The sequence below is a fragment of the Salegentibacter echinorum genome, from assembly GCF_900129445.1.
Classification (GTDB): Bacteria; Bacteroidota; Bacteroidia; order Flavobacteriales; family Flavobacteriaceae; genus Salegentibacter; species Salegentibacter echinorum.
This window is the reverse complement of record NZ_FQVT01000001.1, coordinates 686,407-709,319: the sequence shown is the minus strand read 5'-3', so window position 1 is coordinate 709,319 and position 22,913 is coordinate 686,407. Positions and strand designations below refer to the sequence as shown.

25 protein-coding genes are annotated in these 22,913 nt (G+C 34.8%); 18 read left to right on the top strand and 7 right to left on the bottom strand.

Annotated features, from left to right (window positions below; translation table 11 throughout):
* Positions 1 to 134: 134 nt before the first annotated feature.
* Entirely contained in the window at positions 135 to 581 is a 447-nt protein-coding gene (locus BUA71_RS03210; RefSeq protein WP_072876610.1) for a ferritin-like domain-containing protein, read from the bottom strand.
* Between the two features lie 270 nt (positions 582 to 851).
* Between BUA71_RS03210 and BUA71_RS03205 the strand changes: the two genes are divergently transcribed.
* Entirely contained in the window at positions 852 to 2,588 is a 1,737-nt protein-coding gene (locus BUA71_RS03205) for a mechanosensitive ion channel family protein (RefSeq protein ID WP_083572021.1), read from the top strand.
* Positions 2,589 to 2,713: 125 nt separating this feature from the next.
* On the opposite strand, the gene BUA71_RS03200 is transcribed toward BUA71_RS03205, so the two are convergent.
* Positions 2,714 to 3,175, bottom strand: a complete 462-nt coding sequence (locus BUA71_RS03200) for a hypothetical protein (RefSeq protein ID WP_072876608.1) — start codon at positions 3,173 to 3,175, stop codon at positions 2,714 to 2,716.
* A 1,099-nt stretch (positions 3,176 to 4,274) separates the two neighbouring features.
* On the opposite strand from BUA71_RS03200, the gene BUA71_RS03195 reads away from it, so the two are divergent.
* The 3 genes from BUA71_RS03195 to BUA71_RS03185 all read left to right on the top strand — a co-directional run bounded on the left by BUA71_RS03195 (position 4,275) and on the right by BUA71_RS03185 (position 6,206).
* On the top strand, positions 4,275 to 4,694 hold the full coding sequence (locus BUA71_RS03195; RefSeq protein ID WP_072876606.1) for a hypothetical protein: 420 nt from the start codon (positions 4,275 to 4,277) through the stop codon (positions 4,692 to 4,694).
* 262 nt (positions 4,695 to 4,956) lie between these two features.
* Complete coding sequence (locus tag BUA71_RS03190) at positions 4,957 to 5,286, top strand: ArsR/SmtB family transcription factor (RefSeq protein WP_072876603.1); 330 nt, start codon at positions 4,957 to 4,959, stop codon at positions 5,284 to 5,286.
* Positions 5,287 to 5,318: 32 nt separating this feature from the next.
* A complete protein-coding gene (locus tag BUA71_RS03185; RefSeq protein ID WP_072876601.1) occupies positions 5,319 to 6,206 on the top strand; it encodes an arsenite methyltransferase in 888 nt (295 codons plus the stop codon).
* 165 nt (positions 6,207 to 6,371) lie between these two features.
* Here BUA71_RS03185 and BUA71_RS03180 read toward each other — a convergent pair whose 3' ends face one another.
* Positions 6,372 to 6,836 carry a hypothetical protein gene (locus tag BUA71_RS03180; RefSeq protein ID WP_072876599.1) on the bottom strand — a complete coding sequence of 155 codons (465 nt, stop codon included), beginning with the start codon at positions 6,834 to 6,836 and terminating at the stop codon, positions 6,372 to 6,374.
* 443 nt (positions 6,837 to 7,279) lie between these two features.
* On the opposite strand from BUA71_RS03180, the gene BUA71_RS03175 reads away from it, so the two are divergent.
* The 9 genes from BUA71_RS03175 to BUA71_RS03135 all read left to right on the top strand — a co-directional run bounded on the left by BUA71_RS03175 (position 7,280) and on the right by BUA71_RS03135 (position 13,676).
* Entirely contained in the window at positions 7,280 to 7,666 is a 387-nt protein-coding gene (locus BUA71_RS03175; protein ID WP_317040888.1) for a DUF4870 domain-containing protein, read from the top strand.
* A 38-nt stretch (positions 7,667 to 7,704) separates the two neighbouring features.
* Positions 7,705 to 8,226, top strand: coding sequence for an outer membrane protein (locus BUA71_RS03170; RefSeq protein WP_072876597.1), 522 nt, complete (start codon positions 7,705 to 7,707; stop codon positions 8,224 to 8,226).
* A gap of 368 nt (positions 8,227 to 8,594) precedes the next feature.
* Entirely contained in the window at positions 8,595 to 9,230 is a 636-nt protein-coding gene (locus BUA71_RS03165; protein WP_072876595.1) for a hypothetical protein, read from the top strand.
* A 153-nt stretch (positions 9,231 to 9,383) separates the two neighbouring features.
* On the top strand, positions 9,384 to 10,148 hold the full coding sequence (locus BUA71_RS03160) for a DUF4412 domain-containing protein (RefSeq protein WP_072876593.1): 765 nt from the start codon (positions 9,384 to 9,386) through the stop codon (positions 10,146 to 10,148).
* 214 nt (positions 10,149 to 10,362) lie between these two features.
* Entirely contained in the window at positions 10,363 to 11,712 is a 1,350-nt protein-coding gene (locus tag BUA71_RS03155; protein ID WP_072876591.1) for a hypothetical protein, read from the top strand.
* A gap of 158 nt (positions 11,713 to 11,870) precedes the next feature.
* Positions 11,871 to 12,050, top strand: coding sequence for a hypothetical protein (locus BUA71_RS03150; protein ID WP_072876589.1), 180 nt, complete (start codon positions 11,871 to 11,873; stop codon positions 12,048 to 12,050).
* Between the two features lies 1 nt (position 12,051).
* A complete protein-coding gene (locus BUA71_RS03145; protein ID WP_072876587.1) occupies positions 12,052 to 12,438 on the top strand; it encodes a hypothetical protein in 387 nt (128 codons plus the stop codon).
* Positions 12,439 to 12,719: 281 nt separating this feature from the next.
* Positions 12,720 to 12,989 carry a hypothetical protein gene (locus BUA71_RS17780; protein ID WP_245812535.1) on the top strand — a complete coding sequence of 90 codons (270 nt, stop codon included), beginning with the start codon at positions 12,720 to 12,722 and terminating at the stop codon, positions 12,987 to 12,989.
* Positions 12,990 to 13,109: 120 nt separating this feature from the next.
* On the top strand, positions 13,110 to 13,676 hold the full coding sequence (locus BUA71_RS03135; RefSeq protein WP_072876585.1) for a hypothetical protein: 567 nt from the start codon (positions 13,110 to 13,112) through the stop codon (positions 13,674 to 13,676).
* Positions 13,677 to 13,874: 198 nt separating this feature from the next.
* Here BUA71_RS03135 and BUA71_RS03130 read toward each other — a convergent pair whose 3' ends face one another.
* Positions 13,875 to 14,480 (bottom strand): hypothetical protein, encoded by a 606-nt coding sequence (locus BUA71_RS03130; RefSeq protein WP_072876583.1) that lies wholly within the window; start codon positions 14,478 to 14,480, stop codon positions 13,875 to 13,877.
* A 760-nt stretch (positions 14,481 to 15,240) separates the two neighbouring features.
* On the opposite strand from BUA71_RS03130, the gene BUA71_RS03125 reads away from it, so the two are divergent.
* Both BUA71_RS03125 and BUA71_RS03120 read left to right on the top strand, forming a co-directional pair.
* Positions 15,241 to 15,735, top strand: a complete 495-nt coding sequence (locus BUA71_RS03125) for an RNA polymerase sigma factor (RefSeq protein ID WP_072876581.1) — start codon at positions 15,241 to 15,243, stop codon at positions 15,733 to 15,735.
* Between the two features lie 3 nt (positions 15,736 to 15,738).
* Positions 15,739 to 16,383, top strand: a complete 645-nt coding sequence (locus tag BUA71_RS03120; protein WP_072876579.1) for a hypothetical protein — start codon at positions 15,739 to 15,741, stop codon at positions 16,381 to 16,383.
* A gap of 268 nt (positions 16,384 to 16,651) precedes the next feature.
* On the opposite strand, the gene BUA71_RS03115 is transcribed toward BUA71_RS03120, so the two are convergent.
* Positions 16,652 to 17,497, bottom strand: coding sequence for a DUF2911 domain-containing protein (locus BUA71_RS03115; protein ID WP_072876578.1), 846 nt, complete (start codon positions 17,495 to 17,497; stop codon positions 16,652 to 16,654).
* Between the two features lie 263 nt (positions 17,498 to 17,760).
* On the opposite strand from BUA71_RS03115, the gene BUA71_RS03110 reads away from it, so the two are divergent.
* From BUA71_RS03110 to BUA71_RS03100, 3 genes are read left to right on the top strand one after another with little or no spacing between them, the layout of a single operon-like run.
* Entirely contained in the window at positions 17,761 to 18,270 is a 510-nt protein-coding gene (locus BUA71_RS03110) for an SRPBCC family protein (RefSeq protein WP_072876576.1), read from the top strand.
* 16 nt (positions 18,271 to 18,286) lie between these two features.
* Entirely contained in the window at positions 18,287 to 18,982 is a 696-nt protein-coding gene (locus BUA71_RS03105; protein WP_072876574.1) for an SDR family NAD(P)-dependent oxidoreductase, read from the top strand.
* Positions 18,983 to 20,290, top strand: a complete 1,308-nt coding sequence (locus BUA71_RS03100; protein ID WP_072876572.1) for a cryptochrome/photolyase family protein — start codon at positions 18,983 to 18,985, stop codon at positions 20,288 to 20,290.
* 325 nt (positions 20,291 to 20,615) lie between these two features.
* Here BUA71_RS03100 and kdsB read toward each other — a convergent pair whose 3' ends face one another.
* Positions 20,616 to 21,332, bottom strand: coding sequence for a 3-deoxy-manno-octulosonate cytidylyltransferase (kdsB, locus tag BUA71_RS03095; RefSeq protein ID WP_175545933.1), 717 nt, complete (start codon positions 21,330 to 21,332; stop codon positions 20,616 to 20,618).
* A gap of 128 nt (positions 21,333 to 21,460) precedes the next feature.
* Positions 21,461 to 22,894, bottom strand: coding sequence for an ATP-dependent DNA helicase (locus BUA71_RS03090; protein ID WP_072876570.1), 1,434 nt, complete (start codon positions 22,892 to 22,894; stop codon positions 21,461 to 21,463).
* Between the last annotated feature and the right edge of the window lie 19 nt (positions 22,895 to 22,913).

The window sequence follows — 22,913 nt, the reverse complement described above, 5'->3', positions numbered from 1 at the left end:
TTTAAGTTTTTGCTTTCAGACCTCAAATATTCTGTAATAAATCTTAATTTATTCAATAATTGTTATTTATCCCAATACTCTAAAGGGATTTTCGAGGAACGTCTGGGGGGATTTACCCAAACAATTTTAGAGACTTACAGGTCTTCCAGGGTTTTAATAGTATTCTGGGTTTGCTCAATTTCAGCTACTTGTTTACTTAAAACAGCGGTTAAATTAGGTGGCATATCCCGATGTTCTTTCCAAACATTCTTATACTCCTTTATGCACGCTTTATCCCCCCTAATACATTCTTCCAGTATGGCTTTATCATCGTCAAAATTACTTCGAAAACTTATCCAGCTCCTGTGAATTTTTCCTTTCACACTACCTTCTTCAAAAGACTGCTCGTCAGAATCCATTTCCTTCTGTTCTGCCGCAAGTTTAGCAGCAAAATCTTTTCTTCTATCTGCCTGGCTTCTTAAGTAAGTTCGAAGATCCATACTTTTAGCTTTTTCTTTGGCTTTTAGAAAACCATTGTATGCATCATTATTTTTTTCAATCAAATCATCGATGGCTTTAACTAATGCGGATGAAATTTTCATATATATTTAATTTTTACGCTATATTATTAAAAGTATCCCTTTTATCTTGCTGCTTATACCATTACTATTAATCCTATTACAATTTTATTAATGATACGTTTAATAGCATTAAAGAGATATTCGTTAGCGTTAATGAAGACACCCCATTCCTAGCATTTTTGCTCATATATTTTATAGACAAAGCTGATTTACTAATTTGATTGTTATATATTTAGGTTTAAACAAACGAAGTAACTTCAAAATAATGAGGCTTAAACTTAAGATTTTATAATGAATAAAAGATTTTTTCTACCACAATTATTCAGTATCTGTATAGCTTTAATAAGTTTTGAAGGTCTGGGCCAGGACACCATAAATTATGAGCGTCCATCCAGAGATAGTACAATTTCCTCACATTCCCCTTCTATTAAAGGTAATATTGGCGTCTATGATGAAAATTATTATAAGCTTCGTCATGTCAATAGAGCTTTGGGGGAGACACCCAGTGAGGTTAACTTGCAAACACCACAAGCCACTCTCGAAAATTTTATTTTAAATTCCCGCAATAAAGAATTTAACAAAGCTGCTTATTCCCTTAATCTAAATCTACTTCCCAGCAGTGTATCCAAAAAACAGGTAGAAAAACTCGCCCGAAAATTATTTATGGTTATTAATCAGAATATTAATTTGAATTGGGATGAATTATCAGATAGACCGGATGGGCAAACCGATGAAGCTATGCAGGGAAACAAGGCTCTTATCGGTAAATCAAGACGCAGCCTGGAGTTTGGAAAACTGGAGATTAAAGATAGGGATATAAGTTTGAGATTGCAAAGGGTAAAGTATGGAAATGAATCCCCATACTGGCTTATTTCAGCTAATACAGTTGAAAATATTGATGCGTTATATGCTGTATATGGACCTAGCAATATAGGCGAGATTATTCCAAATTGGGGGTGGCAAAGTACTATTTTTGAAATACCAATATGGAAAGCTATTGGAAGCTTAGTGAGTTTTATAATTTCTTTTCTCTTAGGCTGGTTAATTCTTTTTCTTTTGCGCCGGGTATTTAGCAACTCACGGCACAAATGGATATCTGGCATTTCATTTAGACTTGCTTTTCCCGCAGGATTAGCCGTAGGAATTTTATGTTTCTATTTCCTTCTTGTGAATTATATTTCCTTTAATGGTTTTTTCGCGAATTCATTTCACACCATATTGCTCATAGCTTCTGTAGGTGCTACTACCTGGTTTATTATGCGATTTATAGATTCTTTTATGAGATATCTTGTAAAACATCGCACAGGAAATATAGCTGGGGAAAATAGTCTAAAATCAAGACGAAGATTAACCCATTTATCGGTTGCTAGGAGGGTTTTCATCTTCCTTATTTTTGTTATTGGAATTGCCATAATTCTCTCTCAATTTGAAAGTTTTGTGCAGGTGGGCATCTCACTTTTCGCCTCTGCGGGAGTCGCAACCATTATAATTGGAATTGCCGCCCAAAGTACTTTGGGTAATATTATTGCCGGCATACAAATAGCGGTTACCAAACCTGTGCAAATAGGAGACAATGTGATTATGAACGATAATTGGGGTTATGTAGAAGATATAGGTTTTGTATATATGATTGTACGCACCTGGGATCAACGAAGGTTGGTAGTGCCCTTAAAAAGAGTTATTTCTGAAACTTTTGAAAACTGGTCCATGATTAATTCCCGGCAGGTAAGACCAATCTATTTATATGCCGATTATAGAATTGAAGTGCAAAAAGTTCGTGATAAATTTGAAGACCTTTTAAGGAATTCTAACACCTGGGATAAGAAGAAAGCACCGACGGTACAGGTTGTTGAGATTACTGAAAAAACTATGAAACTAAGTGCTTATTGCAGTGCTAAAGACCCATTAACCGCGTGGGATCTTCAATGTGAACTAAGAGAGAAGTTGATAGCTTATATAGGAGAATTAGAAGATGGGTTATATCTCGCGAAAACCAGAAACACTCTCGATAAAACGCTCGAAAAATGAACAAACTAGAACAAGGATGCGAGATAAAAAATCTCTTTTATTTCGGGTCTAGCCCAGGAGAATTAAAACCTTGGTTAAAGTCCCCCAATTAAGAGTTAATTTTTATGATCTCAAAAAACAAATTCCTAAACAAAAAATCTAATAACTCCCATTACATTCATCTCTCTTACAACCAATTTAATTTCCTGCAAATGTTCTTCCAGCGCTGCTTTTAATTTCTTGTCTTTAAGTTTATTTATAGCCATTTGGTAAGCGGCAAGGGCTTTTAACTCTTTTCTATGGCACTCTTTTATTACCCTGTTCTTATTCCTGGGATAGTTAAAATAATGAAAACATGATGAAGACTTATTATTTTTCTTGATTCTGTAATCAATTATTTCGGATGGTTCCTGTATTTTTTCCAGTATTAATACTTTTAAAGTCTTTTTAAATGATTGCTTTTGATTTCTTAATCGTTGAAAAAATCGTTTAAAAAAAATTCTTCTTATAAACGTAGATGAATTTTTATAAAAAGCAGCATCCTCACAATTGGAAAAGTAAAGTTTCTTTAATATCTGCAAATCCATATCTTGCGTTCTGGTTTCCATAATTATTTGATTTTTAATAATCTATAAAACGATAACTTATCATTGCTAAAATTTAATTGACGAAACTATTTTTAAGTATTGGTTATTGGCATTAAAATAACTTACAGGTGTATTTTAAGATCAAATCAACATTTTTGAGCTGTGCTTCTACTCTTTTCTATAAATTCTGTTTGAAAGAGTTTTCTTAAATCTAAAAATGAGATTTATAAAGTATTTAAAAACTTTTTTGGGTAACCGCTTATCTTATACACAAGATAGCTATAACAATCTACAAAACCGAATCACATCAAAACCTGTTTATAATTCATTCGGCTATTTAGATTTTCCAGTAATGAAGGTTAAGTATAGATACTATTATCTTATTACTGGAATTGTAAATTCTAAATAGTATTTAACTTAAGGATAAAATTTATACTCTTGCATTAACAGAACAAAAATTGGTTATCACTCGTCTAATTTACCAAACTATGTCTAAATCCATTTGCTCTATTCAACCAAAATTTAACTTAAAATTTATGAAATAAATGATTTTTTATTTTATAACAAATCATATTCACAATTATTAAAAATATTATTATTGCCCCTCCTCATAAAAAAACCGACAAGAAACTTGTCGGTTATAACGTATGCAATGAAGGATTGGTTGGTTGGTATAAACATTTCCTTAAGTTCAACATTTAATGGGCACCATCAGAAGGTTTAAACAATCGTGAATTTAATCTCAAAGAATTACTTCAACCCTACGATAAAAAATTCTTTAAAATCATTCATCTATTTTATCATCTTAATGATTTAAATTCCATTGATTACTAAATTATAAAAACAGGTCAATGCAAAATAACCCGAAAGAAACAAAAAATAGTGATTTTGAAATAATATGGTATAAACAAGAATTGTTAAATCAGAGAATTAATTTCTAGAGAAAAGATGATAAATTAGTCCCGACTAATTATAAAATATAGATTGGATTTTAAAGATTTTCGTAAAAAAATCCGTTTTTTATGAAAAGAGTTTTATTTGACGAATGAAGTTTTAGGAATTCTTTGCAATTTACTATAAAAGAATTTCAATATTTTTATCTAACCAACAGCATATCAAAATGAAAGATTTTTTAAAACTTACCGGCATTGGTTTATTCGCCGGCACCATTCTAATAATTATATTAAAAATTGTACGTGTGCTTACTGGTAACACTGCCTATATACTGCTCTTTAACTTTGAATATATTCCGTTAATTAAAGATTTAAAGCCAATTTGGCTCTTTGGCTATATCTTTCATTTTGTCACCTGTATAATTAGTGTTATTGCTCTTTTTTATATTCTAAAAGCCAAGTCATTACAGAGCAAGATTTTGCCCTACATCCTGGTTTATACTATTGGTGGAGGTGCGTTGTTTTTTCTTACCGCACTTTCAAACAAACCGCCAGAAGCAAATGATTTTATGGCCTGGATTTACTGGACCCTGGGTCATAGTATATTTGGATATGCCGTAGGTGCTTCCATTAGAAAATGGATCTAACAGAATTTTCAACCATTGATACCCGACAAAACATCGTTAAATAGCAAACTTCATCTGTTTAAGGTTATTTTTATTATTGCTTTGAAAACAACCCGAAAAAGAAATTTAAGAAACTAATCCTCGAGATGCGTTATAAAGGTTTTAACTTTCATTATTAGTTGGTAAATTCATAGCTTCAGGTCAACTATTTTTCTTTAGAAATAACAGAAAGAATATTGTAGAAAATAGCATTTATCGTAATATTGCAATAAAACAATGAGTAATGGGATTGGCAAAAACAGCATTATATACTAAAGAACAAAATGAACTGGCCTTAATTGCAAAAGCCTTTGGACATCCCGCCAGAGTGGCTATTTTACAATATCTTTTTAAAATTGAACGTTGTGTTTGTGGAGATTTGGTGAACGAGATTGGTCTCGCACAACCTACAATTTCCCAACATTTAAAAGAACTAAAGCATCTGGGATTAATTAAGGGAAATATTGAAGGAACCAGGGTTTGTTATTGCATAGACCCAGAAAACTGGAAAAATATGAAAAGTATAATGAAAGATTTTTTGGACCAGGATATTCCAAACCCAGATTGCTGTTAGTTTAAAAATTAGCACTCATAAAAATAATTAACATGGAAAAAGAAAATAAATTAAAAGACCTTGTAAAAGATCGCTATACCAAAATTGCCGAGCAGGAGAAAACCGATAATGCTGCTTCTTGCTGCGGCGCCACTACTCCATCAAACAAAGTTTACAATATTATGATGGATGATTACTCAAAAACCAGTGGCTATAATGCCGATGCCGATTTAGGTTTAGGTTGCGGACTTCCCACAGAGTTTGCCAAAATTAAGGAAGGTGACACTGTGATAGACCTTGGTTCTGGAGCAGGCAATGATTGTTTTGTGGCGCGCTACGAAACAGGCAACTCTGGAAAAGTAATTGGCATAGATTTCACTCCGGTAATGATAAATAAAGCTCGTGAAAATGCTGAAAAATTAGGCTATAATAATGTAGAATTTAGAGAAGGCGATATTGATGCGATGCCTGTGAACAATGATGTTGCCGATGTAATTGTGAGCAACTGTGTTTTAAACTTGGTTCCCAATAAGAAAAAGGTCATTGCTGAAATTTTTAGAACTCTTAAGCCAGGAGGTCATTTTAGTATTTCTGATATCGTCTTAACAGGAGAACTTCCAAAAGCCTTACGCGAAGATGCCGAAATGTATGCGGGTTGTGTAGCCGGAGCTATTCAAAAATCAGATTATCTAGAATTGATTGAAGAACAGAACTTTGAAAATATTACCATTCAAAAAGAAAAACCTATTGCTATTCCAAAAGACATCCTGGAAAAGTATCTTTCTGAAAAAGAAATCGCTGCCTTTAATAAAAATGGAGTAGGAATATTTAGCATTACTGTTTATGCTGAAAAGCCGGGCAAAAAACAAGATCATAAAACTTCTGAGATAATTGAAAAATCGTCTTCCAACACTTGCGCTCCAAACACAGGTTGTTGTTAGTTTTTTTAAGTTTTTTCACGCAGAGAATCGCGAAGCCCGCAAATGACGGCATGACCTAAAATTACCGCATATAAAGCTTTGCGTTCTTTGCTTTTTCCCAGTCCTGTTTAGTAGGCTGACTTTTTAACCAAAAATGATGCTTACTAAGTTATTGTTTTTTAGATTTTAATTCTTCCAAAACTCATCTTCCCAGGTTTCTTGAGGAAGTTCTAAACTTTTGTGATGCTCTTCTATTCTTTGAAGTTGCCGGGGTGTAGCAATTTTCTCAATTTCCTTATATAAAATTCGCTCTTCAAAACGTATATATCGTCCTATTTCTTCTTCAACTCTGTTTAGCGATCTTTTCACATCTTTGGTATCATTTAGCAAACGTACTAGTCTTCTATGGTTCGCCATAGCCCTTTTTACCCGCACATTTTGCAATCCCAAAATTGGAAATACAAATTCTTTTTCAATTTTAAAATGAGGATCTATATATACTTTCTTAAACCAATCGGCATACCCCTTAATCCTATCAATATCAACCTCATTACGCAGGCCTTCACTTATTTTCCATCCAAAAAACAAAATATCATAATGTTCGTCACTTACCGGTTCTAATGATTTATGGAATTTTAAAGGCTGCGACATAAAGATTGATATAAAATTTAAAGTTTTAGGTCTTTCCTATAAATTAATGGAAAAGTACCATACTGCACAATTATTTTCAAAAAAATGTTTCAGTCGTTCCTCATAGTTTTTATGGAGATATGTGAATTACCATTAGGGTAAAATTAGATACCTGCCTGTTTATATTTCTCAAATGAGTTATAAACTTCTAATTCAGCCTTACTGATATCCTGGAAGAACTACGCCTTTTTTGCTTTCCACGTTGTGATCTTCAGAAATCTAAGAAGCTTTACTCATTGATAACACTTATTCCCTCAATAAGATGAAGCTCCCAAACATTGCATATTGCTGGCTGGCTTCTTTCTTACTATTTTCACTTTCAAATGTTTAAATGCCAAGAATTATTAACGGACAGGTTTATGAAAAGCTCATAAATACGCATTCTAAATCAAAATATACTACATATGGAAGTTGAAGAAAAAATGGAAAGGGATCAATCGATACCATCGGGAGAGCATTCACATAGTGAAGGGGTTACATCCCAGGATAAGAATATTGCTATCATTTCATATATCACCCTCATAGGTCTGATTATCGCTTTTGTGATGAACAATGAGAAGAAAGCAGAATTTCCTTCCTATCATATTAAACAGGCATTAGGTTTAGGTCTTACCGGCCTTGCGCTGGGGATTGTAGGGATGGTACCAATCCTGGGTTGGATCGTTTCTTTCCTGGGAATTTTTGCACTTCTTTTCTTATGGATTAAAGGATTGATGAATGCGATTAATGAACATCAAAAACCTGTTCCCTGGTTAGGAAGAAAATACGAAGAATGGTTTAAGAATATTTAAAATTTTCAAGTACAAACATAAATTTAAAACAACCAATCATGAAAAAACAACTATTTATTTTTACACTAAGCATAATGTCTATTGGGTTATTTACAAAATCTGCAGAAGCGCAGGAAATAGACACTAGAATTGGAGCTATGCTTGCCTACGGTACCGAGATTGAAAACGTGGGAATTGGAGCTAATGCTGAATTTGGTGTAATGGATAGACTAAGCATTTCGCCCAGTTTTATCTATTATTTTCCAAAAAGTGAGGGACCTATTAAGGTTAACTGGTTTGAGATTAATGGGAATGCCAATTATTATTTACTCCAAGATGAAGGATTTCAGCTTTATGGACTTGCAGGTTTGAATTACACCAATGTAAAGGTGAAATATGATGGTCCTACCGGTGACTATGGATACAACTTTAGTGGAAGCGATGGTCGTTTTGGATTAAACCTTGGAGCCGGAGCCAATTTAAACCTGGAGGGTAATATTACTCCGTTCGCCGAACTTAAATACGTGATTATTGACGATGGCCAACTGGTATTAGCAGCTGGTGTAAGATTTAGGATATAAGTTAAATTATATCTATTTAAAAATTTCCTGGGAATCAATTTCATTACATTGATTCCCAGAGTATATTTAATATGTCATTCTTAATTTTTAGAATAGACAATTTAAAATATATTCAATTAGGGGGAATTTCCCCTGTTTTAAACGATTGTATTTTAATACTTTAGATAAAATAATTGAATCCACCCCTACCTTACTTCAATTTTTTTAATTCCTACTTACCAGGAAGAAAAAATAAGACCAATTACCAAAACATATATTCCTATAAATCATAAAATACCGATTTTGCGGAATTGCATATATAGCAAAAGCTTATCTACCTAAAAACAAATAATAATCTAAACACACCTATAATTTTAAATACAGAACTTATGAAAACTATAAAATATCAAATTAAAACTTTCTTTTTTCTACTATTTGCGTTCAGCAGTTTGGCGGCTTGCAGTAGCGATGATGACACTATAATTGATGACAATGATAATGATGGAGATCTAGTTGAAGGTTTAGCAAGTGCCGAAATCACTGTAGATAACGAAACAATACAATTTTCATCTAAATCTGAAGATAATTTTGCCGGTGTAATGAAAACTAAAATGGGCGAAGAAGAGATTGACCAATTAGTTATAGTTATGGTAGATAAAGACTCGGAAGTAGCGATAATTTCACAAGCCCTTCCCGCCCCAAATTCTCCCATAGATTATGACTTGAGTAAAGTTGGTTTTGGAAATGATTACTTTTTCACCACCGATGTAGTTTTAGATGACAGCAAGGTTTATAGCATGGGATCATATCAACAGGGAGATGAGATAGCTCTTCAAAGTGAAGGCTTGTTTCAAATAACCTCCGTGTCCAAGGATAATATTAAGGGAACCTTTAAAATGACCTTATATAATAGTTATGACCCAAATAATGAAGATGCCAAAGAATTAACAATCACCGAAGGGAAGTTTGATTTACCAATAAAAGAAATTGACGAAGGTGACCTGGGAGACTTAGATTTAGATTAGGTTTTTTTGTCAATTCTTTTCCCGGTAGATGATACCAGGAAAAGAAACTTCCGAAGAATTTAAATGTTTATTAATCTAGGCATTCCCCCGGCTTTAGTAGAAAAAAGCATTATGGGCCAAAAACAGATTCTTAATTAAGATATACCATTAAAAATGATAAATGAAATAAAAATATTATTTTTTGCCGCCCTTTTAGTAATTACCGGTACTGCCTGTAAGTCTGATAAAGAGGACAGGAAAAAAATTGCTGAAGTTAGTACAAATGAACAGGCCGACAGCTATCACTATAGTTATTCTTTTAAAATGAACCAACCGGGAAGCGATGATCTCGTTTCATCGGGATCTTCTGAAATGTATTTATCTGAAAAGGCGCTACGTTCTGAAACCAAATTGGAAGTAATGGGTCAAAAAACAGATATGGTCATGCTTGTAAAAGCTGATGAACCCAATAAAGTGATTATGCTTCACGATAAAAGTAAAACCTACAGCATTTTCAATCCCGATGATCTTAAACTGGGTGGAGAAATGGCAGAAAAGATGAAAGAAATGAGCAATGATTCCATAAGCGTAGTTGGAAAAGAAAAAATGAATGGATATGAGTGCACACATTTAAAAATTATAACTACCGCAAACGTTCCCGAGAGTATCAAGCAGATTGTAGGCCAGGATTCTTCTGTGGAAGAATATTGGGTAAGCAAAGAAATTCCAGGTAGTTCTATGTTTGATTCCTGGGCCAAATCCCAACCAAAAATGATGCGCGGAATGAATTCTGAAATCTATGAATACGGTATTCCCGTTAAAATGGTTTCAAAAGAAGGAGATGCGATTAATATGGTTATGGAATTAACAGAAGCCAAAGAACAAAACCGGGATAAGGATTTATTTGAAATCCCACCTGGATACACCATAAAAGAATAATCACTTGTAACTATAAAAGAAGACTCTAGTTCAATCAAGCTAAAATGAGCAGTCATTCCTAAGTAGGAGGAATCTATTCTCTTTGAATAAAGACTCTTTATTGCGCAAAGATAAAGACGAAAGATTCTGAATGACAGACTAAGATATTTTTAACGTAGTGTTACACTAGAGCCAAAAAGAAATAAACTATAAACCTTTCAAAAACCTTGTAAAAATGAAGACAATTCAACTCAAAATTAAAACCGTATTATTTCTGTTATTGATCGGCTTCATCTTTACCGGTTGTGGTGAGGACAAGAAGGACAAAGAGAAAAATTCAGATGGTGACGTTAATAAGTTAGAGCAAATCGAGAGCCAATCAGAAACAAAAGATAAAGAATTCACAAGCCCAGATCGATCGGGAGGCAATAACTCGCATATTGCAGAAGAAGATGCCGGCATCACCAGCCCCGACTCCCCGGAAGGAAATTCCGCACCAATAGAGTTGGACTGTAATTATTTTAGGGAGAACCCCAATACCGTTTTGAAAAATAATCCGGAAGCTCAGGTAGATTATATTATTCCCTGTATGACGAGAATTGATGGCAAATTAAACATCGAGCCTGGTGTTGTTATCGCTTTTGAACAAGACGCAGGATTGAATTTCACTACTAAATCTTCCTTTAAAATGGAAGGTACTGCAGAAAAACCAATTATTCTAATAGGAAGAGAAGAAACAAAAGGCTATTGGCGTGGTATTCATACAGAGAGCCCCAATGCAAATAATAAGTTGAGCTATGTTACCGTAGATTATGCCGGGGGTTCAAAAGCAGCTTTAGAAATCTACCGGGAAAAAACCAATTTAAGTCTTGACAACTGTACTTTTTCAAATAGTAAAACTGCGGGGATGTTAGCTAGTGATAATGTAGGGAAAGACGTGCATAACATACAAATGAACAACTGCACGTTCACAAAAAATAACATTCCTGTAAAAGCCAATGTAACCCGTTTACGCATGTTCAATGGCAGTAATAGTTTTTCTGGAAATGAAAAGGACTACATCCATATTGATCGTGAGCGGTTAAAAGGAGATGTTACCTGGGCTCGTTTAGATGTCCCCTATTTTCTTCAGGATAATTTTAGGTTCAGCGATGGTGTGCTTACCGTAGAACCTGGTACAGAAATTATAATGTCTGCACAAAACTGGATGCACCTATCCAACAAAGCCTCTTTGGTCATGGTAGGTACCGAAGAAGATCCCATTATTATTCGTGGCGAACACGATGTTCCCGGATTTTGGATTGGATTTACTATAGATTCAAGTAGCCCTCTAAATGAAATTTCCCACGTAAATTTTAGAAATGGAGGCTCTACCACAGGATCTCCCAATGGAGTAGTAAGACTTGAACGTTCAAAGTTTCTAAAAATTCACGATGTGGTCTTTACCAGGTGTTTTGAATATGGACTAAGCCTTAGATCTGCACCAAAGTCTCATCTGGAATATGCCAATTTAACCCTGGATGATACCGAAAAACTATTTTCTGATTGGGGTGGAAAAGAACTTACCGACCTCGAAAATCCATAAGAACGGTTGAATTGAAAACCCAGGAACAGCAACTATAAACGTTATCTAAAAAGACACGAATAGATCACATAGTAGTTCTAAAAGACCATTTTTTTAATTTTTAAACACTGAAAAAAAATGAACATAATATTCAACTTATCTAATATCCCGAACTTTTTTTGATTGTTTTTATACTCAGTATAGGAACCTCCTGTAAAGACCAAAAAAGAGAGGAAAGTAAAGAAAACCTAAATGATCAAATGGATCAATTAGAAAATGATGAGAGCTTTGCCGGTTCAAGCAAACGTACCGACATCTGCCAGCTGTTGACCCAAAAAGGACATCCAAGAGGTCTTTAACTTGAACGATGACGTTGAGTTGATCCAAAAAGAAAGCCGGGGGTCCATTTGTAGTTATGAGTGGACATCGAAAGATCAAACAGTTTTTTATACCGTCAGCCTTAATTTTGCCCGTGGAAAGAAACGGACAAATAGCCAAATTGATGCGGCTTGGAAAGGCCAAAATAACGGGGTCTATAAAAAATGGCAACCCAAAGAGGTATCCGACGTTGGCGACCGGGCTTCGTGGAGCGACCTCGGTGGTGGCCAGTTGCGAGTGGCCGCCAATGGATATATCTTTTATGTGTCTTATTCTGCAAGAGTAATACGGGGTGAAAAACTCGACGATACCCAAGAAATGATTGATAAAACGTCCACCTTGGCCAAAAAAGTGATTGAAAGAATGTAACCTCCAGAAATTAACATATTAAAATTTCAATTTTATAAACTCGCTAAAACAAAATACTGATGAATACCTTAATATCACGTAATATCTTTTCAGTACTGTTTGTTTGCTTTATGATGTCGAGCTGCGTCACGTTGCAACAGCCACTTCCCGGTAGTCTTTGGGGTAGTTAGACCTTCGAAAAAACAGGGTTTTTAAACAAACAATCAAACAGTCAGCTTGAAGATTACCAAAATATATGCCGCAGAGAGGGCGACCGCCTGCGTTTTTCATCAGATGGTAAAATGAAATTGCGATGGTATGATGAAAGTTGTGTAATTCATGAATATCTTATTGGTAGGTATCACGTAGACGGTAAGATTCTGAATATTGAATTATCAAAACTCCGTCGCTATCAGGATCGTCCTTTTCCGCCTATCACAAAATTTAGGATTATGCAGATTAACGAAACCACTTTAAAGTTAGAGGAAATTCCTCAAGGCACTAGAAGCCGTCGGGACAGAGCAAAACCAGGATTTGAACCTTTCGTTTTTGTTTTTATGAAACTGGATTGAGTCCTGTTTTTTATAAAATTTTAAATGGTTTATTGTTCTGGGAATACCAACCGTGAATTGGTTCTTTCCGGTCTGTTTATAAGCTATTTAAAGAATTAAAAGTAATTAAAACAACCAATTATGTCTAAAGCAAGATACTTAGTAATGCTCTTGGCAATCTTCGGAATAATTCTCGTAGGTTGTAAAGACATTTCAAAAAATGAAAATGACGTTGATAATACGTCATCTTCCAAAACTAAAAATGGCATCAATGATAGTGCGTCCACTTCCAAAACTAGAAAAAAGACTGGTACTTATGCAACTATTAATTTTGATGATGGACGTACCATCGAAATGGTAGCTAGAAGCAAACAAGGGATTTTGAGTTTACCCAGTAAATTTGAGGCAAATATTACAGATTATAAGCTAATAGTCATGATTGAAGTGAAGGATTCAGAACCTTTACAAAATAAAATTTACGAGAAAGGTGCCTATTTGTCCATTTCAAACATGAAAAGTGAAATTCCGCTAAAGGAAAGTTTTGGCTCTAACAATACTAATAAAGATGGAAAACGAGGCGAAGCAAAAATCACCTTTACGACCATCAATAATACTCGCGCAGAAGGTACGTTCTCTGGAACCTTATATTCAAAAAGTCATCGAAAAGCAACTATTGAAGGGGAGTTTATAATTGAAAGGCAAAAATAGTAATTATTCGTTCTTGCAGGGCAATTACCAAACGACACGGGTAATCCAGTTGCTGGAGTGGGTATATTGCTTTTGGAGTGACCCTAATGACAGATATTTGTGGGTGGCCACCGATGGTTAGATTTTTTATTTCCCATTCGATAATAATCATACCAGGTGAAAACAAACCTAAAAACACCCAGGAGAAGCGCCCCCCCTTTACTCTATTACCGGTGCATCGGGACGATTCCCATTAATATAGTTCGTGAGATGTTCTAATTTATTTTTATAGATTTTTACAGCAGGCCAATCTGTCCTGGAAGGATTTATAAAAGTTTCCTTAATATTATTTCTATCAAGTTTTAATAATTTTATGGTTTCTGCTTTTTGTTTCTGCGAAAGGTAACTATTAGCCTCAACCTCAGCAATTTCCTTTTTAAAATCGGCTTCACTTTTAAGTGAGGCTTTTGTTTCCATTGCATTTATCGCAGCATAAATCCTGCTTTCTGTGTCTTCAAAATCATCTACATCCCAGCCATGATTTTGCAGCAATCCTTTGCGCTTTTTATAAAACTCCTGGATAAGATTTTCATATTTATTGGCTTGCGACTTCATCCTACGCTTTAGTTCAAATGTTGCCATTCTGGATTTCATAAATTTTAGTATTTTATCTTCGGTGAGCGGAACTTCCTGTACAACGATTACGCAGCTCTTCTGTAATAAACACTCACTAATTGTTTTATTCTGAATTTTAGGTGTTGTTACTGAAACCCAGGAATTAGCAGCGAAAAACACTATCAGCATTTTGCATAAAATAGAATTCATAAACCGATAATTTTTGTTTCACAAATATGTATGATTGCATGCCAGGATCAAATAATATGCTCTTGACAATCGGTTGATGGGAAGTGACCCGAGTTTATTAGTTTTTTTTTAGCAAGCAGGTGGAAACTACGCACTTTATTAAAGATAGGAATAATTTCTAATGATTCAAAAAACTACTGAAATACCAAGCGTGCAATAAGATTTATTAAAAGTATGTATTTTATATTCCTATTATTAGAACCATAGAGAAAACAAAAATTGCCATTTGTGTATTTCTGGTCCTTATAGAACCTTTCGAACGAAAAATAATATTTTACGACAGTCAATAAAGATAAAAAATCAAAGTTTACTCGGGCCCTAAAACAAAAGTAAAAACCTGGTAAAGCAAAGGTTGATGCATAGTAGTTATAGCAACCTAAGATCATCGTTTGCACGTTTTTATCAATAAGTTTTCTCACCAGGGCCATGTCGGCATACCACCACTAATAATTACAAGCCTTGCTAAGTTTGCTCCTGGAATACTCATAAGATTTTATTTTATGAATTAATGTGTTTAATTTTTAAAACTTTTTACAAAGAAATTTCTTTATATTTCAGCAATAATTTAAAACCCTTTTTCAATGGGCGAATTTTACTTCAACTTCTTCAAAGGTACCTTTTCTCAATCGCTGCCAGAAATTTTTTTAAAACTTAATCCCATTTTATACATTCTTGTAACATTTTCGTCAAGTTCACTACTTATAATTGCCAACCAATAATTTTGAATAAGGAATTAGAACATCAATTTGTAACCAATCTGGAAAAACACCAGAATATTGCACATAAAATATGTCGCATTTATACTAATGACAAAGATTCCCACAACGATCTTTTTCAGGAAATAACTATACAGTTGTGGAAGGCATACCCAAAATTTAGAGGCGAAGCCAAGTTTAGTACCTGGATGTACCGGGTAGCATTAAATACTGCGATTACCTTATACCGAAAAAAGAAAAGAAGTATAAGAACGCAAGATTTTGACAGTGTAGATTTTAAAATTAAAGCTGAAGAATACGATGGAGAAACAGAAGAACAACTAAAAGTCATGTATTCTGCTATCCAGCAATTAAACGATATTGAAAAAGCCCTGGTTTTTTTATACCTGGAAGATAAGAACTACAGAGAAATTTCGGACACCCTGGGGATTACCGAAGTAAATGCAAGAGTAAAAATGAACAGGCTCAAAACAAAATTAAAAAATATTTTAAATCCTTAGTAGATGGTAGATGACGGATTGGATTTATTAAAAAAGGATTGGAAAAAGCGGGAAGGCAGTCTGCCCCACTTTTCTTATAATGAAATTTATAAATTGCTTTGGAAGCGTTCCTCTTCTATTGTAAAATGGATCTTTATCATAAGTATCGCAGAGTTTCTATTCTGGGCAGCGCTTAGCATTATCTTATCAGACAAGCATCAATGGGAGCAAATAGAAGCGCTAAATATGACCACCGAGGTTATTGTATTTTCGGTTATTTCTTATTTGATCACTTTCTATTTTATTTTTTGTTTTTACAAAAACTATAAACGAATTTCTGTTACCGATAATATTAAATTATTGATTAAAAATATTTTAAAAACACGAAAAACCGTAAAACGTTATATTGGTTTTGTGCTAATCTCCAACGCGGTTTTAATTTTATTTACCTTATATAAAACTATTACTTATCACGTGGCTAACACGGTAATAGAAAATCCTGAAACTTATGAATTTGATACCACTCGCTGGCTTATTCTTATAGGAATGACCATTGGCGGACTTGGAATTTTTCTTGGTTTACTATGGCTTTTTTACAGATTAATTTATGGGATCTTACTGCGCCGTCTTAATAAAAATTATAAAGAACTGAAAAAATTAGAGGTTTAAGCGTTCACAAATTAGCGCAAATATCCTGTCCTGGTGGTTAAACCCTCCTCACGCTGTCTGGAAAGAAAACACCTAAATTATAGGCAGTTATTTTTAGACAGATGCTTAAGCATATTAATCCTCAACCAGCTTGCACTACAAAACAGTGCGATAAAGATAGAACGCTAATGTAGTAGATTTATAAAAAATGATTCAAGGCCGCGCTGTAGAAATCGGTTTACATTCGCAAAACCTTGAATCTCGAACTTTGAATCATGAACTAGAATTTCTAATTTGCCCCCCACTCCTTTAAAGAGTCTTTGTTCATTTTTACATAATCCTGGTTTCCGGCTTTTTCAGCGGCGGCTAAAGATTTTTTAGCGGCGGCAATAGCTTCTTCCTTTTTACCTAAATCGGCAGCGATTAATGACTTTTTCCGCAACATCCAATAAGTGTCTGGATTGCCCATTTCGATAGCTTTATTAACCCAGGCATAAGCTTTTTCGAGGTCTTTATCGGCATCGTGATAATAACTTGCCGCCGCATAATAATCTTGTGCACCCGGCCCGTTCATTATTTTATCGATACTGGCCATAGCCTTTTTCCCGGTAGGAACTTGAAAGTCTAAACTGGCTACCGTTTGATCCCAAACGAAACTAAGTGTGGCAGCATCCATTTTAAGATCATTAATTAGAATGGTAAAGGTATTCATTTTAAAAGGCAGCTGCTCAACTTCAGCAGTAGCTTTTACCGCAACTTTAGATTCATCCCATTCCTGCGGATTCCCCCAATTAGAAGCATCAGTATAAAAAATCACTTCCCATTGATTTTCCTGCGGAATTGTATAAATAGCATAAGTTCCCGCCTCCAGGGTTTTACCTTCTATCGTCACTGCATCGCTGAAGGTAATTTTAGTATTTTCATTCGCCCCGGTGCGCCATACTTTTCCAAAAGGAACCAATTCCCCAAAAATTTCACGTTCGCGAGTGGCCGGTCTCGAATAGGCTAAAGTAACATCGGTAAGCCCCACCTTTTGTTCCACTTTTGTAAATGGGCTGGGCTGTGGTGTTTGTACTTGTGCGTTTCCGGTAGCGATTAAACCGGCAAAGGATAAAAGTAAAATTAGTCTTTTCATAATGTAGTTTGTTTTTAGAATGTTTAAATATAATGCTAAATCATTAAATTTACTTTGCAGTGTTTAAGAATTAGTGTAAAAATCACATTCCAACAATAAATATTAACTTAGAAAGAAAGCGGTTTTTTTATATTTAGCTAAATTTCGGTTTGAGCTCTATTAATCGCTGTTTGATTAAAACTGTTAGTTTATTTATATTTTGTTTAACTTAATATATTTTAACCTAAACAAAACTTCACTTAATTTTATTTCAAATTAACGCGATGAAAATTTATACTAAAAGGTCAATTCAAAAGTTACCTATTTCCCTGCAAGAAGCCTGGGATTTTCTTTCCAGTCCCGAAAATCTAAAGACCATCACGCCAGATTATATGAGTTTTGATATTCTATCTGGAGGAGATAGATCCATGTTTCCCGGGCAAATCATTCAATATATTGTGACCCCAATTGCCGGGATAAAAACCAAATGGGTAACCGAAATCACGCACGTTAAAGACAAAGAGTATTTTGTAGATGAACAGCGTTTTGGTCCCTATTCCCTATGGCACCACAAACATTTTATAAAGGAAATTGATGGTGGCGTGGAAATGGAAGATATTGTTGATTATAAATTACCAATGGGATTTTTGGGACAAATGGTGCATCCGTTTTTAGTGGCTCCCAAATTAAACGAGATTTTCGACTATAGGCGTGAGAAACTAATCGAACTTTTTGGAGAATTTAAGGGAGACTCCACCCCCGCTGCAACTTTAAAACAAGATATTTTAGCCTAATTATAATTATTACACTATGAAAAAGAATATTCTATTAATAGGTGGTTCCAGCGGAATTGGTTTGGAAATCGCCAATAAACTTTCAAAAGAACACAACGTTATTACCGCTTCTCGAAGCAAAGGAGATTTAGGCGATAATATTAAGCATCTTGAATTTGATGTTTTAAAGGATAATGCTGAAGATTTAGACCTGCCGGAAGAATTACACGGTCTGGTTTATTGTCCCGGAAGTATCAATCTTAAGCCTTTCAAGATGTTGAAAACTGAAGATTTTGAAAAGGAAATGAACCTTAATTTTTTAAGTTTGGTAAAAGTAGTAAAAGCCCTGATACCGAAGCTTAAAAACAGTGGCGAAGGCAGTATGGTTTTCTTTAGCACAGTTGCAGTAAAAGTAGGAATGTCTTTTCATACCAGTGTAGCTGCTGCGAAAGGAGCTATAGAAGGATTTGCAAAATCCCTGGCGGCCGAATACGCACCCACCCTAAGAGTAAACGTTATTGCACCTTCCCTAACCGATACTCCCCTGGCCGATAAATTACTTTCCAGTGATTCTAAGAAAGAAAAAATGAGCGAAAGACATCCATTAAAACGAGTGGGTAACGCGAAGGATATTGCAAATGCTGCTGTATTTTTACTCAGTGAAGAAAACAGTTGGGTCACCGGGCAGGTAATTGGCGTAGATGGCGGACTTTCCACTTTAAATATTTCATAAATGAGCGAAAAGGTTAATATATTTTGGTTTAGACGTGATCTAAGATTAGATGATAACGTAGGTTTTCTTGAAGCCTTAAAAAGCGATAATCCAGTTCTACCTATTTTTATTTTTGATTCTGAAATTCTGGATAGTTTACCAGAGGATGATGCCCGTGTTAATTTTATTTTTGATGAGTTGCAAAAAATGCGACAGGAACTTCAGGAGAAACACGATAGTTCTATTGCGTTTTATCACGGAAAGCCAAAAAAAATGTTTCAGCAATTATTGAAAGATTATAAAATTGCTGAGGTTTACACCAATCGGGATTATGAGCCTTATGCGATTAAACGGGATAAAGAAATCAAGAAATTACTTGCTAATGAAGATATAGCTTTCCATACTTTTAAAGATCAGGTTATTTTTGAAAAGGGCGAAGTAGTAAAAAAAGACGGTGATCCTTATATTGTTTACACACCATATATGCGGGTTTGGATGGATCAATTTAAATCTTTAGATCTCAAAATACACTATACAAATGATTATTTAAAAAACCTTATTCAACATTCCAGGCTTCCCAATTTAAGCCTTTCAGATATGGGCTTTAAATCGGCTTCGATAAAAGTACCAGATTACGATGTGACCCCTACCCTGATTAGGGAATATGAAAATACCCGAAATATCCCGGCAAAAGAAGGTACCTCCCGCCTGGGAGCGCATTTAAGGTTTGGAACTGTAAGTGTTCGTAAAATGGTAAAAAAGGCGAATGCTGAAAAAAACAAAACTTTCCTGGAGGAATTGATATGGCGGGAATTTTTTATGCAGGTACTTTATCACAACCCCGATACGGTAACAGATGCTTTTAAACCAAAATACGACCGAATTCCCTGGCGAAATAATGAAAAGGAATTTGAAAAGTGGAAATCTGGTAAAACTGGTTATCCTTTAGTAGATGCCGGCATGCGGCAATTAAATAAATCTGGTTTTATGCACAACCGCGTGCGTATGTTGGTAGGCAGTTTTCTTTGTAAACACCTATTGATAGATTGGCGCTGGGGTGAGGCTTATTTTGCCGAGAAATTATTGGATTATGAAATGTCTTCCAATGTTGGAAACTGGCAATGGGTTGCCGGTAGTGGCGTAGATGCAGTTCCTTATTTTAGAATTTTTAATCCTACCACCCAAATTGATAAATTCGATAAGGATAAAAAATATATTAAAGAATGGGTAGAAGAATATGGAACCGATGATTATCCAGAAAAAATGGTAGATCACAAAGAAGCCCGTGAACGCGCTTTAAAAGTTTATAAAGAGGCTGTTGGAAGTTAAATAACAGTTTTTAGAAATTTTGTGCTTAAAAATATGTAATTTTAGATTGAGTGTATCCTGAGCTTCCCCTACGAGCTTGGGATATTTCATTAAATCTATTTTTTTAAGACCAATGAAATATCGCGCGTTAGAGCCTATCGTTTAAACGCTGAAAAAGCCACAAAGACTCCAAAACTCTAAGAAAAACACGATAATTATCCTGGTATTTCTGTGTGATTTTTTGTCTTAAAAATATGTTTATAATTCAATAGACCTCTGGTTTCAAGTTAAAATGCCAAGTTTTTACGAATAGGATTTCCGCAAACATTTTAAAAAAGATAAAAGTTTAATCCTTAAGGATTTTCTTTGCTTTTTCCAGGTCTTCCGGGCTATCTATACCAATGGTTTGCATCTCTGTCTCTACCATTTTAATATTTTTTCCGTACTCCAAAAACCTAATCGCTTCAATTTTTTCAGCAGCTTCTAAAGAAAGCATTGGAAGGTTGTAAAAATCGGTTAAGGCTTGTTTTCTAAAGGCATAAATCCCTATGTGCTTATAATATGTGATTTTGGCATCGGTATTCCTGGGATAAGGAACGGGAAACCTCGAAAAATACATCGCAAAATTATTTTTATTGGTAATTACCTTCACATTATTGTCATTGGTAATTTCCTCACTTTGCAACATAGGGCTTTTTAAAGAAGCTAAATCTATGCTGGCAGCATCATCTTCCCGAAAGACCAGTAATAGTTTTGCTAAGCTATCTTTATCTATAAATGGTTCATCTCCCTGCACATTTACCACGATATCTACATCCATGTCCTGAACAGCTTCAGCAATACGGTCACTGCCGCACTCGTGTTCAGTTTTACTTTTTATTGCCTGGCCACCGTGTTTGGTGATTTCAGAAAAAATCCTATCATCATCGGTCACCACATAAACCTCATCAAAAAGAGCAGTGTTTTTCGCAGCTTCATAAGTCCTTAAAATAACCGATTTTCCGTTTAAATCTTTCATTAATTTCCCTGGAAAACGGCTGGCTTCGTAACGGGCGGGAATCATGGCGATAATTTTCAACTGGTCTTTATTCAAAATATTAGTGTATTTTATTAATTAAATAACTTATAAAGCGGCAATTGCTGTGAGTAAGTTCAATTTCAAATTTAGGTTTAAAAAATTACTTTAAAGTATTATTCTAAAAAGAATTCATCTTTAAACCCAATAAGATAAAGCTTATGGGTTGCCCGTGTTACCGCGGTGTATAACCAGCGTAGGTATTCTTTGCCCACTCCTTCGGGCAGGTATGGTTGCTCTATAAAAACTGTATTCCATTGGCCACCCTGTGATTTATGACAGGTCATCGCATAAGAGAATTTAATTTGCAAGGCATTAAAGAACTTGTTGTTCTTAACCTTCATAAACTTCTTATACTTAGAAGTTTCATCGGCATAATCTTTCATCACTTCCTGGTATAACTCATTGGATTCTTCATAAGAAAGCGATGGGGTATTTGAGGTAAGCGTATCCAACATCACCACCGTCTCAAAAGGTTTCATTTTAGGATAATCTACCATTTGAACCTGCACTTCTGCAAAACGGAAACCGTAAAGTTCTTTTATTCCGAAGATTTCCAAAACTTTTATGATATCCCCATTGGCAATAAAACCGGCTTCTGAACTAGGTTTTACCCAGAAATAATTATTTTTGACTACCATTAAATAATCCCCCGCTGAAATTTCTTCTTCCTGAAATAAAATGCGCGAGCGAATTTGTTGATTATATAAATTGGCCCTTTTATTGGAGCGGACGATAATACTGGTGTCTTCATTGCCAATATTACTGTAGGCGTCTTCTATGGCGTTCATAATTTCATAACCATCACGCAATCGCACCACATCTGCCTTTGGTGTAATTTGAAACTGAAAGCTTTCATAAAAACCTTCCTGTAAACTTTCCCTAATCCTGGTGGCATTTAATAAAATGTCGCTTTCCTCTGCCTGTCTTACCACTTCATCCAGTTCTAGATGTTGCACATCTTTATTATAAGAAAACTGCAGTTTATCTGCTTCCAGAGCCGGGCTCATTTCCATTTTTACCGGTGGCAACTGCGCGGTATCCCCGATAAGGATCAATTGGCAATTACGGCCAGAATAAACGTAATCTATAAGGTCATCTAGCAGACTTCCGTTTTCCATTAATTTAGAATTGGTGGGAGTATCTGAAATCATTGAGGCCTCATCTACAATAAAAATACTGTTCTTATGTTTATTGGGTTGTAGTACAAATTGAACACCACTACCCCCACTTTTCTTTGGAAAATAAATTTTTTTGTGAATGGTAAAAGCTTCTTTTTTAGAATAATTAGAAATCACTTTGGCAGCGCGACCGGTAGGAGCCATTAAAACACCAGATTTTTTAATTTTCCATAAATTTTTGACTAGCGTACTAATAATCGTAGTTTTACCTGTACCTGCAAAACCTTTTAGTACAAATAGTTCCTCATTACTATTATTTAATACAAACCGGGATAATTGTTGCAAGGCAAGGTCCTGGCCTACTTTTGCCGGAAAGCCTAAATCGTTTAAAAGCAGTCTATAAAAGCCCGAAGCGTCAAGTTTTTCCATAAAAGTGATTGAAAAATCA

Coding starts and splice junctions, on each gene's coding strand:
- BUA71_RS17780 (WP_245812535.1), top strand. CDS start 12,720: ATGAAATTGCGATGGTATGATGAAAGTTGTGTAATTCATGAATATCTT.
- BUA71_RS03130 (WP_072876583.1), bottom strand. CDS start 14,480: ATGAATTCTATTTTATGCAAAATGCTGATAGTGTTTTTCGCTGCTAAT.
- BUA71_RS03110 (WP_072876576.1), top strand. CDS start 17,761: ATGAAAATTTATACTAAAAGGTCAATTCAAAAGTTACCTATTTCCCTG.
- BUA71_RS03120 (WP_072876579.1), top strand. CDS start 15,739: ATGGTAGATGACGGATTGGATTTATTAAAAAAGGATTGGAAAAAGCGG.
- kdsB (WP_175545933.1), bottom strand. CDS start 21,332: ATGATTCCCGCCCGTTACGAAGCCAGCCGTTTTCCAGGGAAATTAATG.
- BUA71_RS03105 (WP_072876574.1), top strand. CDS start 18,287: ATGAAAAAGAATATTCTATTAATAGGTGGTTCCAGCGGAATTGGTTTG.
- BUA71_RS03170 (WP_072876597.1), top strand. CDS start 7,705: ATGAAAAAACAACTATTTATTTTTACACTAAGCATAATGTCTATTGGG.
- BUA71_RS03210 (WP_072876610.1), bottom strand. CDS start 581: ATGAAAATTTCATCCGCATTAGTTAAAGCCATCGATGATTTGATTGAA.
- BUA71_RS03165 (WP_072876595.1), top strand. CDS start 8,595: ATGAAAACTATAAAATATCAAATTAAAACTTTCTTTTTTCTACTATTT.
- BUA71_RS03190 (WP_072876603.1), top strand. CDS start 4,957: ATGGGATTGGCAAAAACAGCATTATATACTAAAGAACAAAATGAACTG.
- BUA71_RS03155 (WP_072876591.1), top strand. CDS start 10,363: ATGAAGACAATTCAACTCAAAATTAAAACCGTATTATTTCTGTTATTG.
- BUA71_RS03175 (WP_317040888.1), top strand. CDS start 7,280: ATGGAAGTTGAAGAAAAAATGGAAAGGGATCAATCGATACCATCGGGA.
- BUA71_RS03195 (WP_072876606.1), top strand. CDS start 4,275: ATGAAAGATTTTTTAAAACTTACCGGCATTGGTTTATTCGCCGGCACC.
- BUA71_RS03205 (WP_083572021.1), top strand. CDS start 852: ATGAATAAAAGATTTTTTCTACCACAATTATTCAGTATCTGTATAGCT.
- BUA71_RS03115 (WP_072876578.1), bottom strand. CDS start 17,497: ATGAAAAGACTAATTTTACTTTTATCCTTTGCCGGTTTAATCGCTACC.
- BUA71_RS03200 (WP_072876608.1), bottom strand. CDS start 3,175: ATGGAAACCAGAACGCAAGATATGGATTTGCAGATATTAAAGAAACTT.
- BUA71_RS03160 (WP_072876593.1), top strand. CDS start 9,384: ATGATAAATGAAATAAAAATATTATTTTTTGCCGCCCTTTTAGTAATT.
- BUA71_RS03185 (WP_072876601.1), top strand. CDS start 5,319: ATGGAAAAAGAAAATAAATTAAAAGACCTTGTAAAAGATCGCTATACC.
- BUA71_RS03100 (WP_072876572.1), top strand. CDS start 18,983: ATGAGCGAAAAGGTTAATATATTTTGGTTTAGACGTGATCTAAGATTA.
- BUA71_RS03180 (WP_072876599.1), bottom strand. CDS start 6,836: ATGTCGCAGCCTTTAAAATTCCATAAATCATTAGAACCGGTAAGTGAC.
- BUA71_RS03090 (WP_072876570.1), bottom strand. CDS start 22,894: ATGGAAAAACTTGACGCTTCGGGCTTTTATAGACTGCTTTTAAACGAT.
- BUA71_RS03135 (WP_072876585.1), top strand. CDS start 13,110: ATGTCTAAAGCAAGATACTTAGTAATGCTCTTGGCAATCTTCGGAATA.